Annotated in this window: 10 protein-coding genes; all 10 read left to right on the top strand. The window is 46.0% G+C overall.

Annotation, left to right across the window (positions count from 1 at the left end):
- Positions 1–33 precede the first annotated feature (33 nt).
- The 10 genes from WCV65_RS19610 to WCV65_RS19565 all read left to right on the top strand — a co-directional run bounded on the left by WCV65_RS19610 (position 34) and on the right by WCV65_RS19565 (position 15,380).
- Positions 34–654 (top strand): DedA family protein, encoded by a 621-nt coding sequence (locus WCV65_RS19610; RefSeq protein ID WP_338778829.1) that lies wholly within the window; start codon positions 34–36, stop codon positions 652–654.
- Between the two features lie 106 nt (positions 655–760).
- Positions 761–2,722, top strand: coding sequence for a methyl-accepting chemotaxis protein (locus WCV65_RS19605; protein WP_338778828.1), 1,962 nt, complete (start codon positions 761–763; stop codon positions 2,720–2,722).
- A gap of 661 nt (positions 2,723–3,383) precedes the next feature.
- Entirely contained in the window at positions 3,384–3,728 is a 345-nt protein-coding gene (locus WCV65_RS19600; protein WP_338778827.1) for a hypothetical protein, read from the top strand.
- A 642-nt stretch (positions 3,729–4,370) separates the two neighbouring features.
- Positions 4,371–4,664: a WXG100 family type VII secretion target gene (locus tag WCV65_RS19595; protein WP_035408135.1), complete on the top strand. Its 294-nt coding sequence runs from the start codon at positions 4,371–4,373 to the stop codon at positions 4,662–4,664.
- Positions 4,665–4,753: 89 nt separating this feature from the next.
- Positions 4,754–4,993 (top strand): EsaB/YukD family protein, encoded by a 240-nt coding sequence (locus WCV65_RS19590; protein WP_035408137.1) that lies wholly within the window; start codon positions 4,754–4,756, stop codon positions 4,991–4,993.
- Positions 4,994–5,007: 14 nt separating this feature from the next.
- Entirely contained in the window at positions 5,008–6,375 is a 1,368-nt protein-coding gene (gene essB, locus WCV65_RS19585) for a type VII secretion protein EssB (RefSeq protein ID WP_338778826.1), read from the top strand.
- Positions 6,376–6,444: 69 nt separating this feature from the next.
- On the top strand, positions 6,445–10,914 hold the full coding sequence (gene essC, locus WCV65_RS19580) for a type VII secretion protein EssC (protein WP_338778825.1): 4,470 nt from the start codon (positions 6,445–6,447) through the stop codon (positions 10,912–10,914).
- Positions 10,911–13,820 (top strand): type VII secretion protein EsaA, encoded by a 2,910-nt coding sequence (esaA, locus tag WCV65_RS19575; RefSeq protein ID WP_338778824.1) that lies wholly within the window; start codon positions 10,911–10,913, stop codon positions 13,818–13,820. Before essC ends, esaA begins: the two co-directional genes overlap by 4 nt.
- A gap of 19 nt (positions 13,821–13,839) precedes the next feature.
- The gene (gene essA / locus WCV65_RS19570; protein ID WP_338778823.1) at positions 13,840–14,379 is read left to right on the top strand and encodes a type VII secretion protein EssA; all 540 of its coding nucleotides are present in this window, start codon (positions 13,840–13,842) and stop codon (positions 14,377–14,379) included.
- Positions 14,380–14,828: 449 nt separating this feature from the next.
- Positions 14,829–15,380, top strand: coding sequence for a transposase (locus WCV65_RS19565; protein WP_338778822.1), 552 nt, complete (start codon positions 14,829–14,831; stop codon positions 15,378–15,380).
- The last annotated feature ends 535 nt before the right edge of the window (positions 15,381–15,915 follow it).

The following is a 15,915-nucleotide window of genomic DNA, read 5'->3' as shown; positions in this document are numbered from 1 at the left end:
ACGGCTAGATCGAAACAGGAGGCACGATTTCTAATGGAAAATTGGATTACACAATTTATGGAGCAGTTTGGGTACTTGGGAATCTTTTTAATGATTGCATTGGAGAATGTGTTCCCTCCGATTCCGTCAGAGGTCATCCTCCCGTTCGGAGGCTTTATGACAACGACAGCGGGCCTGACGATTCCGGGGGTCATTTTAGCGGCGACTGCCGGTTCGGTGCTTGGAGCCTTGATCCTTTATTATGTAGGAAGGCTGCTGGATGTAGAGCAGCTGGGGAAGTTTGTGGACAAATGGGGCCACATTTTGCTTGTTTCAAAGAAAGAAATTCACCGGGGCGATGCCTGGTTTGATCGATATGGAAAATGGACGGTCTTCTTTTGCCGTATGGTGCCGTTTGTAAGAAGTGTCATTTCCATCCCGGCTGGTATGTCCAACATGAACGTATGGCTTTTCCTGATTTATACGACGCTTGGAACACTGATTTGGAATACGCTTCTTGTTATTTTAGGCGCGATGCTCGGGGAAGCGTGGCCGAAAATCGGAGAATATATGAGCATCTATTCGAATATCATCTATGCCGTGCTCGCAGTTCTGCTTGTAATGGTCATTGTATGGTATGTGAAAAGAAGAAAGAAATTTAAAAAACAGAAATAACGTGTGCCGGGCTTCCAATGGGAGGCCCGTTTTTTTTATTCAACTTCTGTCGGAGTCTGTCGATAAATAGCATGTAATCATCATCTGAGAATCGGAGTGCATGCTAATGTTTAAAAATATGAAAATCCGCAATCGTCTGATCCTTTTTACGGCGGTTCTGCTGATCGTTCCAGCCTTGTCGATCGGCATTTTCGGATATGTAGCAGCGAAAAAAGAAGTGAAAGACCAGATTGAAAACTCAGCTTCCGAGCAGGTTACGCTCTTAACCGGCCTGACAGACGAATTCTTTAAAAATAAACGGGATGTCGTCGAACTGTTTTCACAAACGCTAAATAGCACAGCCTTTGAAAATGAATCATACCTGAATGAGCGGTTAGGCTATATAAGCAATTCCTTTCAAGAAGTGACACTAACCTATGTGGGGACAAAAGACGGCAGTATGTACAGTTTTCCAAGAACCGAATTCCCGGAAGGCTACAATCCCACCGAACGTGAATGGTATAAAGAAGCGATCGCAAACAAAGGGGAATCCATTATCACGAGCCCCTATAAGGATGAAGCAACAGGGAAAATGGTCGTGACCATAGCAAGCACATTAACCGACGGCAGCGGAGTGATGGCCATGGATATTGATCTGGCCGTCCTTGCTAAATCCACTTTGGATACGAAAATCGGCAACAAAGGGTATCCAAGCATTTTAGACCAAAATGGAAAAATCGTTGTCCACCCGACGCTTAAACCGGGTGAAAAACTGGATAAAAGCATCAGCGAACCCATTTACAAATCAGAAAAAGGATCCTTCAGCTATACATTTAAAGGCTCAAACAAATCCATGATGTTTGAAACGAGCGAACAGACCGGCTGGAAGGTGCTTGGAACGATTGATAAGGCAGAATTCACCGAGCAATCTGCGCCTATTTTACTCAACATGATCATCGTAATTGTAATTTTTATAGTCGTTGGAACGGTCTTCAATTACTTCACCATCCGCTCCATAGTTCGTCCAATCCGTCTTTTGTCCGTCGTCGCCGGCAAGGTAAGTAAGGGCGATTTAACAGATAAAGTCCACGTGGCATCAAAGGATGACCTCGGCCAGCTTGGAATCGCGTTCAATACAATGATCGATTCCCTGAAAAATCTGCTATCTCAAATCGAACACTCATCTGATACGCTTTCAGCATCCTCAGAGCAGGTCCAGGAGCACTCCCGTCAGGTAAGTGGCATTACGAAGGAAATTGCCCAATCGGTAGATGAACTGTCGGATGGAGCAGAAACGCAAATGGTGAGTACGGAAGAAACTGCAAAGGCTGTCCAGGAAATCGCAACAGGAGTCCAATACGTGGCAGAACGGGCTGCATCGGTGAGCCTCACTGTTTCAGAAGCAGCCGAACAGACGCAAAAAGGCAGCATCTATATTGATAAAGCCGTCAAGCAAATGGATGACATCTATCATTCTGTCGAGGAAACAACCCGCCTCGTCATCGAGCTCGGAGACAAATCCGCAGAAATCAATAAAATTGTCGACGTCATCACGGCCATCTCCGAACAAACGAACCTGCTGGCCCTGAACGCCGCCATCGAGGCTGCACGGGCAGGCGAGCACGGCAAAGGCTTTGCCGTAGTAGCAGATGAGGTAAGGAAGCTTGCTGAAGGCTCCAAGCAGTCCGCTGAGCAAATCACCACCCTCATCCGTTCCATCCAAAAGAGAACGAACCTCGTCATCGATCACATGGCGAAAGAAAAAGAACAGGCAGCAGGCGGCCTTGATTTAATCAAAGAAACCGGTGACAACTTCACCATGATTCAAAAAGCGGTCCAAGAGGTCAACTCGCAGATCCAGGAAGTGTCCGCTACCGCAGAGCAAATGTCCGCAAGCTCCGAGGAAGTCACAGCATCCGTCGAAGAAATGGCCAGCATCGCAACCGAATCCGCAAGCTCCACCCAGCAAGTCGCAGCCGGAGCCCAGCAGCAATACTCATCCATGGAAGAAATCGGCCAGTCCATCAACAAACTCGCTGAACTAGCAGCCGGACTGAAAACAGAAGTAGCAAAATTTAAGACGAAGTAAGGAGAGAGGGGAGGAAACTCCTCTTTTTTTATTTAACCTATTTCGGATATGTAGTGCCCTAGTTGGATATTTATGTTAAATTGAAAATAAGGTTGTAAATTAGAAAAGAAATTAAACATTTTAATAGACTAAGAATGAGGGAGCAAAGAGATGAGGAAAAGAAAGGTAACGATCATCATTTGTATTGTCTTATTTGTATTAATGATTGCCCCGCCAATTTTAGCTCCAATCACGCACAATGATCACTCTCCAAGAAGTGCGATAAGAAACTATCTGCAAAGTAATGGCCACCCTTATCAAAGCTTCCTCGCGGTAATTACAAACAAAAATATCAAGGACACACAATACGGGGCGCTATATTCTGTCTTATGGAAAGATTGGGATAGTGAAACAGGTGACACTGGTACCTTATGCTATGCCAAAAAGAGTGACGACTCCACGTATAGAATATCTTGTGGCACTGGTCCTTAATACGGAATACTGCGAGTTTTATAGAAGAGTAATGTTAAGGGTATCGGTTGATTTTAAAAAGATATCCAGTATTAATATTGGATATTCATGGCAGTATAAATATGAAATCTTGAAACTTCTACATAAACTAAACGGTCAGCTTCGTTTGAAGAAAAAATCAAATAACAACTTATTAAAGAGGGTTAGTAGAATGAAGAAAATTAATGGTTGGATCCTTGCTTTAGCTGCGCTTTTGGCAGGTGGGGCACTTTATTATTTCATAACATTATCTCTTTACGAACCATCAGAAGATTTATTTAGCTTCCCAGTTCCTAAAAATGCTGAGCTAGTCCATAAAAACGAACATGGAAATAGTTATGATTGGTCAAAAGCATCAGAAGAAAACGGGATACCATTTGGATATGAATTAGTACTTAAAGCCAATGGATGGAAAAAGGGAGAAAGAGAAGGGGCTTCTGTTTATTACACAAAAGGAAATCATAAAATAGACCTGATCTCTTCAACTGAAAATTTGGGCATCATTAGAGTTAATTAATAGATGCGGTTTAAGAAATCCGTAAATTTTTCTACTCTTCCGGTATTAATGTGTTGATAAACCTAGTTAGAAGGGGTTTAAAATTCAAATAAAGTTAAAGCTCTAAACCCACTTCTCCACACCCTGTTGATTGCAGCGGAAGACACGAGACTCCAGCGGGAGCAGCGGGACAGGTGAGACCCCGCAAGCGCCTGGCGCTGAGGAGGCTCACCGCCCGCCCCGCGGAAAGCGAGTGGCTGAAGCGGAAATCAACAGCCAAATTTAAAAGAGTTCTATTTTAACTAAAAACACCACAAAAACCTATAATACTTCTATCCAAAGTAATTCCCTCTAATAAATCCCCCAACATGACAATTCCAACAATCCCCTAACAATCAAAAGACATTTTCACCAATCTCGTAAATTTTCTTCCACATACTAGAAATTATATATTTTTAGACTTTTCTGTCGAAATAAGTAGTAAGTTTCAAATAAAAAAAAGAAATAAGAAATATTTCCTCATTATTTATGGTTTATAACTTCCAAATTCGGGTAGAAGTAGATAGAATTAACCAATTTTCTACTAATTTCTAAGTATCAATTGAAATTAGGGTCGGTTTAATTTTACAATTAAAGTAAATTCGGGTAAGGGAGATGTTTAAAATGGCAGGACTTATTAAAGTAACACCAGAAGAACTTGTAGTAAAATCAAACGATTTCAAAGCAGAGAGCGAAAATGTACACCAGCAAATCACACGTTTAAATGGTAAAATGGACGAGCTTAGAGATCTTTGGAAAGGTTCTGCAAGTGAAGCATTCTCCGAGCAGTGGGAAACACTAAGACCTTCTGTTGAGAAAATGGAAACAATGCTAGCTGAAGTTAGCCAACAGCTTAACAAAACAGCTGATGCACTTCGCAACGCTGACCAAGACATCGCTAACCAAATCCGCGGCTAATTTTTTAGCTACTTAATCCAGCAAAGACGCTTGGAAGCGCCATACTCTTCGCGGATTATGGCGCTTCTTCATTTTTGAGGTGAAAAGGCATGTATATTGAAGTAACAGTTGACTTAAAAAATTATACTGGAGAAGTGTTTGACCTTCGCCTATCAGACTATCATTCTGTCAAGAAAATGATTGATATCGTCTGGCAGGCTAAATGCATTTCTGACCCACCTCGAGAAGGGCATTGGGTCCGCGTTCCAAACAAGCAGAAGGTCATCCCTGGTGACCGCCAGCTTGCGGAAAGCGGCATTATGACTGGAGACCGACTTGAAATACTGTAAAGGAGCCAGAAAACATGGCAGAAAAGAATCCTGACTATTTGGAGCAGCAGCTCGAATGCAGCATCACAAAAGACAATCTGGAACGTTCGTTTATTTTTCAGCAGGAGAAAATCAAGCTGGATGATCCGCTTGAAATTGCCATGCTCGAAAAGATCGACTCCGATATTCAAAGAAAGATAGAAATGACAGAGGATGAACTCCTTATTCATATAAAACCGGCCGATTCCTACCAAAACTTCAATGAAATTCATAAAAAAAACCGCCACAGCCGCTGGGTGTTTGCCCACCAGCTAGTTGAAAAGGTAAAATCCCACGCGTATCCGAGACTTCATCTTATTGTCGCTCCGGATAACCTGGTGCTCACAAAAGGACTGGCACCTGCATTCCTGCATTACGGTGTGAAAGAGAGCATTCCGCCATATGAAAAGGATGAAGAGCGGATCTGGCACGAAGTGAGAGCCGTTATTGCGGCTGCCGTAGACGAAAAGTTTACATTTGAGCAGTACATTAAATTCTACGATACGATTCAGGTTTCTCCGCTTGTAAAAGAAATTTTTGATGCAAAAACAACCGAAGATCTTTCCGCATTAATAAGCAGAAAAATTATGCTGCTGGAAGAAAAAGATCGAAGTCTTGTACATATACCGGAGAAGAAGTGGAAAACGTTTCGCTACGCAGCATTAGGGCTCCTCATACTTTTGATTCCCGCTATTATTTATACGGCCTATTCTGTATTTTTCCTTCAGCCGAGAGACGCGGCATTTGTCAGCAGCGGAGAGAATTATCAAACAAGCAATTACAGTGAAGTAATCAATGACCTTGAAAAATACAAGGTTGAGTCTATGCCTAAGGTTGTAAGATATCAACTCGCTCATTCCTATATTGTGACAGGGGATTTTGTTAAAGGAACCCAAAAGGAAAACATCCGTAAAAGGCTGAACCTAAGGACCGACGAGCGGTATTATGAGTACTTTATTCGAATGGGCCGCGGGGAAAGTGAAAAAGCAATAGAAGTCGCAAGAAACCTTGCTGACCGATTTATCTTGACGGTTGCGCTTATTCAATATAAAGGGGACCTCCAAGCAAATAAAGAGATGAAAAGTGAAGAAAGACAGGCGAAAATAAAAGAACTTGATTCCGAAATTGCTGAAAATACAAAGAAAATAGATGAAGATAAAGCTCAAGCAGCAGAAGAAGAAAGAAAAAAACAGGAAGCTCTTGATAAAGTAGAAGAAGAACAGGCAAAAGAAGCAGCAGAAAAGCAGCCAGCAGTACCGGCAGCAGGAAAGCCAGCAGCTCCAGCTCCGGGAAAACAGCCTGCTGCACCAGCAACAGGGAAACAACCGGCACCTGAACAGCCTGCTGCGCCAAAGACCAACTGATGAAAAGGTCCACCTCAAGTCCCTTGAGGCGGGCCTTATATTAGCACTAAACAGAGGAGGTATCCTTTCATGAGCACGTTATGGGTCTTTTATCAGCGGACTTATCAGCCATATTCAATTTCCGATTCGACAACACGCACGCTGACCATCGGGCCGGAATACAGTGATACGCTAACGGTGCGCTCGTTCCCTTTTTCCTCAGGAGCCCTGGAGCTGACGAGAGAAGAAGGGAAGAGTGAATTTCTGATTGGAATCAATGGAGAAATGAAGGGGAGCCTTGCAGAAAAGGGCTCGTTCGTATGGGAAGAAGACGGACATACCCTCGTTCTTTGTCTCACTCCTGATTTCCAAAAAGCCAGATCCCTGTTCACCGGATACGAGCACGAAATTCTTTTCTCTGCAGATGAAGAAGCGCAGATTACAAGCGCGAGCCCGACCTCAGATGGGTCGTTCCGGCTGATTAAACAGAGTCAGGGCTGGACGCTCGAATCCGCAAGCAGCCGCTTATACAAAAACGGTCACCGAATCGATGGAAAAACCGATATACAAATTGGAGACATCCTTCTTTGGGGATTTATGACAATCACGGTTGTCGATGAGGACATCTTGGCGGTCTCTGATTTGGAGGACATCAAAACGTCCCTGACTGAAGCAAGGAAGCCGGAAAGTGAAATGAAGAAGAAATATCCGGCCTACCGCAGAACTCCCCGGATGATTTATGATCTCCCGGACGAAAAAATTAACCTGAACATGCCGCTTCAGGAAACAGAGGATACAAACAGAGGACTCTGGCTCATCATCATGCCTCCCCTTGTCATGCTCATCCTTATGGGGATTGTAGCCCTTGTTCAGCCAAGAGGAATTTACATCATTATCACGGTTGCCATGTTTTCCATGACGCTGATTACCTCCACGGTTCAATACTTCAAAGAGCGCGGTCTGCGCAAAAAAAGGGAAGAGCGCCGTGTCCGGGTATACAAAGCCTATTTGGAGCGTTCCCGTGCTGAGCTTCAGGAGCTTTCACAGCGTCAAATGACTGTCCTCCGCTATCATTTTCCTTCCTTTGAAAAAATGAAGTACATGACCGAGGATATTTCAGAACGAATCTGGGAGCGCACCATCGACAGCAAAGACTTTTTGCAGCTTCGGATCGGAAACGGACAAAGTCCGTCCAGCTATTCCGTAACCTTAAGCAGCTCGGACCTTGCAAACAGGGAAATTGACGATTTGCTTGAGCAGTCTCAGGAGCTGGAGAAGGCGTACAAAGAAGTCGGCCCCGTACCCATTCCGGTTCACCTGAAGGATGGAGCAATGGGTCTGATCGGAAAAGAAAAAACGGTTAAAAAAGAGCTTCACCAGCTCATCGGCCAGCTTGCTTTTTCCCACAGCTATCATGACCTCCGCTTTGTCTTCATCTTTGATGAAGACGAATATGAGGATTGGCAATGGATGAAATGGCTCCCGCATTTCCAGCTTCCGCACGCTTATGCTAAAGGGCTGATTTACAATGAGCAGACGAGAGACCAGCTATTATCCTCTTTATACGAAATTATTCGCGAACGCGACATTCAAAAGGATGAAAAAGGCATCTTTTTCTCCCCTCACATCGTGTTCATTGTAACGAATCAGCAGCTGATTGCGGATCATATTATTCTGGAGTATTTAGAAGGCGAGCATCAAAAGCTTGGAATCTCCGCCATTTTTGCAGCGGAAAACAAAGAAAGTCTGACCGAGCACATCCATACACTCGTCCGCTACGTAAATGAAAAAGAAGGGGACATTGTTATTCAGGAGAAAAAGGCTGTTCAAATTCCGTTTAATCTTGATCAGCACTCGCTCGAAACGAATGAAACCTTCGCAAGAACGCTTCGAACGCTTGATCACCTGACGGGTATGACGAACTCCATACCGAACAGTGTGTCATTCCTGGGCATGTTCCAGGCGAAGGAAGTGGACGAACTACCCATTGAACAAAATTGGCTCACAAGGGAATCGGCAAAATCACTTGCTGTTCCAATCGGTTTAAAAGGAAAAGAAGACCTCGTCGAGCTGAATCTGCATGAAAAGGCCCATGGACCACATGGATTGCTCGCTGGAACGACCGGATCCGGAAAAAGTGAATTCCTGCAGACATACATTTTGTCTCTTGCTGCTCACTTCCATCCGCATGAAGTCGCGTTCCTGCTTATTGACTACAAGGGCGGGGGAATGGCCCAGCCTTTTAAAAACATGCCGCATTTGCTCGGAACGATTACAAACATTGAAGGCAGCAAAAACTTCAGCGCCCGGGCTCTTGCCTCCATCAAAAGCGAGCTGAAGCGCCGCCAGCGCCTGTTTGACCAGCATACCGTCAACCACATTAACGACTATACGAAGCTATACAAAAAAGGAGAGGCAACGGATCCACTGCCGCATCTTTTCCTGATCTCCGATGAGTTCGCCGAGCTGAAAAGCGAAGAGCCGGACTTCATCCGTGAGCTCGTCTCTGCAGCCCGTATTGGACGGAGCTTAGGTGTCCACTTGATCCTGGCGACGCAAAAGCCAGGCGGTGTAATCGACAACCAAATCTGGAGTAACGCTCGTTTCCGCGTCGCACTTAAAGTACAGGATGCGACCGACAGTAAAGAGATTTTGAAAAACGCGGATGCCGCGGCAATTACCGTAACCGGACGCGGATACCTGCAGGTCGGAAACAACGAAGTGTACGAGCTGTTCCAATCTGCATGGAGCGGGGCGCCCTATAACGAAGAAACGCGTGAGGGCGAGGACGAGGTCGCGCTCGTCACCGATCTCGGCTTTGTTCCGCTCTCAGACGTCTCTGCATCCATCGAGAAAAAGAGGGACGTTCAAACTGAAATCGACGTCGTAGTCGAAAAAATCGCCGAGACCCAAAAGAAGCTCAACATCAAAAAGCTCCCAAGTCCATGGCTGCCGCCGCTTGAAGAACGTATTTCAAGAATCGGGCACATGTCTGAGCAAGAGGGCGAGATTGTGATGGGAATCATCGATGAACCGGAAAAACAGAGCCAAACAGCCTTTGCTTACAACATGATCGACGATGGAAGCATCGGAATTTTCGGTACATCCGGATACGGAAAATCAGTCTCGGCGATGACCCTGCTGATGGGCATGGCATCCAAAATGAGTCCGGAAGAACTTCATGTCTATATCATGGACTTCGGAAACGGAGCGCTGCTGCCATTGCGCCAGCTTCCGCATACAGCTGACTACTTCCTTGTGGATCAGTCCAGAAAAATCGAAAAATTCATGAGTATCCTAAAAGAAGAGCTGGCGAAACGAAAACGCTTATTCCAGCAGCATGAAGTTAGCAGCATCAAAATGTACAACAATTTAAGCGCTGAAAAGCTTCCCGTTATTTTTATCACCATTGATAACTTTGACATCATTAAAGACGAAATGTATGATCTGGAAACCGAATTGAATCAAATTTTAAGGGACGGCCAGTCTCTCGGAATTTATATGATGATCACAGCCTCTCGTGCGAACGCTGTCCGTCATTCCATCATGAGCAACCTCAAAACAAAAATCGCACATTATATGCTTGATTCGTCTGAGCTTCATGCCATTGTCGGCCGTCCGCAGTACGCGATGGAAGCCATTCCGGGCCGCGCCTTCATTAAGAAGGAGCATACGTACTTTGCCCAAATGCTCCTGCCGGCAGATGGAGCGAATGATTATGAACTGCTCGATCAGCTGAAAGAAGACATTCAAATGTTCGTAGAAAAATACAGCAGCTATACCCGTCCAAAACCGGTGCCAATGCTGCCAAACGATCTTTCGACGATTACGTTTTCGCAATACATCGAAGGCCACCAGCGTCCGGGTATTATCCCGATCGGTCTTCACGAGGAACAGGTGCAGCCAGTGCATCTCAACCTGCTGAAAAACAAGCACTGCCTCATCATTGGCCAGTCGCAAAAAGGAAAGACGAATGTGCTTAAAGTCGTCATTAACACCGTGATGGGTCAGCAGGAAGAAAAAATCGCCCTGTTTGATTCAATCGACCGTGGGCTATCAAGCTATGCGACGGAAGAAAAAATCGATTACCTGGAGTCAAAGGAGAGCATGGCTGCATGGCTCGACTATGTGGAAGCTCTCATGACAGAACGGGAAACACAGTATATGCAAGCCATCAATGAAGGAAAAGCAGGCGAAGTCACCTTTACTCCGCTGCTGCTGGTTATCGACGGCTATGCGAGATTCCTGCAGGCAGCCGACTCGTTAATTCAGGACCGGATCGTGAAGTTTATGAAAAACTTCAGCCATCTTGGATTCAACATCATCGTCGCTGGAAGCAACGCTGAAATTTCAAAAGGCTATGATACGCTGTCGTCTGAACTGAAACAAATCCGTCAAGCCATTATCCTGATGAAAAAATCCGAGCAAACGATTCTCACCCTTCCATATGACCGGAAGGAAGTCGAGATCAACGCAGGCTTCGGCTACTACGCAGAAAATGGCAGAGTGACAAAAATCCAAATTCCTCTAAGCGCAATTGAAAGGAAGATCTATTCATGACGGAACAAACTAAACACATGATGAAAATGATTCTAGCGGTCGTTCTCATTCTTGCCGTCCCTGCCCTGTTTTTCCAGACCATCGGCCAAAATCCGATGGAGGTACAGGATAAAGCCACCCGCACAATCGCTGTCGTCAACGAAGATACCTATACGGGGGACGATAAAGATAAACTCAGTGACGATATCGCTCAGGTTATGAGTCAAAACCAGGAGTACAATTGGAAAGAGCTTAGCCGCGGTGCAGCCGAAAATGAAATGAGAAACAAGGGGATAGATGCCATCATCTACATTCCCTCCGATTTCACCAACAATATTTTGACATATGAAGAAACCCAGCCTTCTAAAGCAGAATTCAAATTCAAGGTCCAGGAACAGCTTACCGCTGTAGACAAAGAGAAAGTTCTTCGGACCATTGAAGATGCGACAGACGTCGCCAACAAAAAAACCGCTGTCTACTACTGGGACACAATTGCCCAGGAAATGGACGACGTGAAAAAGAAATTCGATCAAATTCTTGAAAAAGAAGACCAGTTCCAAAAAACAATGGTTGCTTTCTATAAACCAAGCTCAAAAGATCTGTCAGGGGAAATTGAATCCCAGAAACAAATGCTGCAGCAGCTTCAGGCAACGATGCTCGATGCATCCAAATCAGCCCCTGAGCGTGAACAAAATGCAGAGGAATTCCAGAAAAACCTGGCATCCTTCGTCACATATGTAGACAGCTACCAGCTATATCAGCAAAACCAGATGGAGCTGATGAGAGAGGTTCAAAATCAGACCATCACCGGACTTCAGGCAAGCATGTCCAACCAGACACAGCGTAACAGCGAGTCCTTCCAGAAGATTGACAGTCAGGTCGGCCAACTCAACAATGATATGTCCGCCATCCAAGCAACGCTTCAGGAAGGCTCAGACAATGCAAGCGAAATTGAACGAATTCTCCAAGGCCAAATGGACCGCCAAATCAGCGACCTAAAAGCGGTACAGGCCCAGTATCTGGATCTGTATGAAAAAACAATGGAAGAAACAACGCTAACAGAACTTGAAAAGACGATGGCTTCACTAAGAAAAGAACTGCAAAACACGCCGGATCCGGGTACCCCTGGTACACCTGGAACACCTGGAACACCAGCCGAGCCTGGTACACCGACGGTTCCTGAAACACCGGAAACACCACAAGCACCAAATCCAAACCCGATTTCAAGCCTTCAGGAACAGCAAACTGCCCTCAAAGCAGTAGCGGAGCAAGCAAAGCAGCTTCAGGAATCACTTAACAAGATTCCAGATCCAAAGCCAAATGAAGCCGTCAATGCAGCGAACAGCCTGGGCCAGCTTTCCGTAAAAGCAAACGAAATCGAAAAACAGCTCTCTGAGAAAGATGCAAACAATCAAGAATGGCAGAAGAAATATGATCAGCTTGCTAAGGACTATGAAAAACTATTATCAGATAATACTGGAATTCTGACCGAAAACCAGCGCCTGAGAGAAGAGAACAAGCGTCTCTCCGACCAAATTCTATTCCTGCAAGGCAATGTCCAGCCGGTTATTGATGCCATTAAGAAAAAAGAACAGGCAATCCTGAGCGATGCCAACCTTACGGAAGAACGGAAAAAGACACTCGAGCCGATTTTCCAGGAATCCATCCAAAAGGTCACCATTGAACCGCTCTTTGCCTACTATGCAAAACTCGATCAATATGAATCGACTCTTAAAAACCTGAATTCGTCAGACAGCACAACGAAAAACACCGTGCTTGCAAATGAAGAATTAAACGAAAAAATGAAAACAGCCCTCGCTCCGACAGACGAAGAACGCGAGGCAACAGACGCCATGCAAGGCAACTTCCCGTCCGCTCAGCTTGAAATGACAAAGCTTGAAGAATCTTTCCAGACCTTCATCGCGGACTACAGCGGAAGTGTCGCTGATCAGCAAACGGCCATGATGGAGGATATTACAGCCATCCAGACAAACGCTGACAATCTCATGCAGCAGCTGCAATCCGGATCAGCACCTGGCCAGCCGGAACAAGCAGAAACTGCACAGGCACCAACAAGCGGAACTGGACTCGTATCCGGCACCCAAAGCATCACTGGAACAATCGACCAAATGAATAGTCTCATGGATTCACTAGGTGAACGCCAAACGAACGTCCTCACCTATACAGACGAACTGTATACGAAAGTCGACGAAGTTCAAACGAAATCCGACGAACTTAACGACAAATGGGCAACCAACGTAGCGGCAACCGAGCTATCCAGAGACCAAGTTTATAACGTACTGAGCAACGCACGAATTGACGGCCAGGACAACGGCTTCGTCTACGACCACCTGGCAAACCCGATTCAAATTTCAGGTGAAGAACCAATCGAAAAAGCCAAAACCGTACCGCCAGTCGTCATTCTGGTCATCGTCCTGCTAAGCAGCCTGCTCATCGGCTACTTCAGCGGCGTCTATTTCAAAACCGCACCATTCTGGCTTAGAGCAACCCTATTCATCCTGCTCAACGTCATTGTCGGCCTGCTGATCAGCGTATTCGGCACCAACATCTATTCACTAGCTGACGACCGCGCCATCCAATGGTCCATCTTTACGATTGTATTGCTGCTCACAGCATCAAGTCTGATCCGCGTTGCCTACCAGTTCAATAACACAACAGGCATGCTCGCAAGCGTAGCCCTCACAGCCTACTTCGTGAGCCCGCTGCTCGCACTAACCGTACCAAACTTTAATTACAGCGATCCAATCTCAATCGTCTACATCTCCATCCAGGAAGACGCAAGCAACCTCTTCACAGAAGGCGTCCTCGTCCTGGGCGGAATTTTATTTATCCTAACGGTGATCCCATTCATCATCCAAGCCATCATGGACAACCGCGCCTCCCAAAAAGAAGCGCAAGAAGCCTAATCCGGATGAGGTGGAAAACATGAACAGAACAAACAAAATGAGAAAAAGAGCCGCCATCCTGACGGCTCTCCTCCTTCTCATCCCGGCAACAGCCGTCCGCGCAGAAGAACAGCTGCCCGAACAGCCCGCCGACATCGAAGACCTGGCACCAAACATATACGAAGAAGAAAAAATCAAACAGCAAACCGACTACTTTCATGAAGACTCCCTATACAAAAAGAAATACAACATACCAGAAGAACTTCAAAATCTTGAGTACGAAGCACCTGACCCCAATAGAGACGAACGGCAAATTGAAAAACTCTTCGCCGACTACTCAGCCAACAAACTTGAAGCCAACATTACTGCCGCCCAAACAGCCGAAGCAGGCCTGTTCATGGACAGCGAAGAAGAACTATTCCAAAGCACCGGTGCCCAGGAGCTCGATCCCAGTTCAGAAGGGGACACACAAGGATCCACGTTAACCATCTTGTACATCACAATCATTGGAATTGGCCTGCTGCTGATATTGGTCCTATTAATACCAAAGTTGACCGCGGGGAAGAAGGAAGAATTATAGGGGGAAAAGAGCAAAGCGCGGAGCGCTTTGCTCTTTTTTGATGGTGGTATTAAGAAGGCCAATGCGAATGCACTGACCCTCACTCCGCTAAAGCACTAAACCTCCGTCCCCACTTCAAAGGAACGGTTGAGGGAGTAGGAGGGAGCGGAAGACTGCTCCAGCCCTTGCCGCTGTAAAGGAATGGGGGTCAGTGCACTGCACTGACCCCCGCTCTGCTAAAGCATTAAATCTCCGTCCCCATAACCCAAAAACCCTTTAATAACAAGACCTTACTCACCATTTACTTCATCCCCCATCACGTTAAATCACTGAGGGTCAGTGCAACCATAACAACCTCAAAATTCACTTTCTTCAATCCAAAACACATAATTATCCAAACCCCCCTAAAAACCCACCCAATCCTTTATACTAATCCTGTAAACTAAACCAGAAAGGATTGATCCCAAACCATGTCACGCAAGCCAAGAGAATGGAAGCCAAACACCACCTACCACGTCTACTCCCGAGGAAACCGAAGAGAAAACATTTTCTTCTACAAACATGACCGCGAAAAATACCTTCAGCTCCTACAAACAGTACGCGAAACACACCCATTCAAACTCCACGCCTACTGCCTCATGTCCAATCACATCCACCTTCTTATCGAAACCGAAATCCAGCCGTTAGGCTCCATCATGCGAAACCTTCACTCCCGTTACGCCCTCTACATCAATAAACGCCACAAACTCGAAGGACACCTATTCCAAAACCGCTTCGGAGCAACGGAAATTATGAGTGATCAGCAATTCAGGGAGGTTAGCCGCTACATCCATATGAACCCTGTCAAATCCGGCATCGTCCATAACCCAAGCGAATACGTATGGAGCTCCTACGAAAGCTACATCCGCAGCACCCCAGATCCCCTCATCACCAAAACCAAACTCCAATCCATGTTCATTCAGCCATTCGAAAAAAACTACCAAAAATTCGTCGAAACTAGCAAACAGCCTACGGCTAATTAACACTCCGGGCGGCAGCACGACGGACTGATCAGAAAGGAAACCCGCCTTTCTGTCACTCCGTAACGTGTCGCTTCAGGACTAAATGGGCCGATAACCGCGGGCTGTACGGCTTGCGCCTACACCCCGCAGGTTCCTGTCCCATTTGCGGCAAGCCGCCGCCCCGAACGAGCCGAAAATCCCCTCGAAACTTGTTTACTAACATAATCAAGTTATAAGGAAATAGACAGCCGGCCGGCTGTCTATTTCCATTCCCTCATTCATTTGTTTGCACTGACCCCCGCTCCGCTAAAGCACTAAATCTCCGTCCCCGTCACTTACAAAGCTGGTAGAGAGAAGGGAGTGTGGTCATACTGCTCATTCCCCCGGTACTGTACAGCAATGGGGGTCAGTGCATTGCACTGACCCCCACTTCGCTAAAGAACTAAACCTCCGTCCCCGCCTCACACGAACCCAGACAGGAGAAGGGATAGCGCCTTCGTTCCTCTGACCCCCGATACGTTACCATACTGGGGGTCAGTGCAAACCTCCGGTGTAA

This window comes from Metabacillus sp. FJAT-52054, assembly GCF_037201815.1.
In the GTDB taxonomy this organism is placed as follows: Bacteria; Bacillota; Bacilli; order Bacillales; family Bacillaceae; genus Metabacillus_B; species Metabacillus_B sediminis.
The sequence above is the reverse complement of the archived record's forward strand: the minus strand, read 5'-3'. Positions and strand labels throughout refer to the sequence as shown.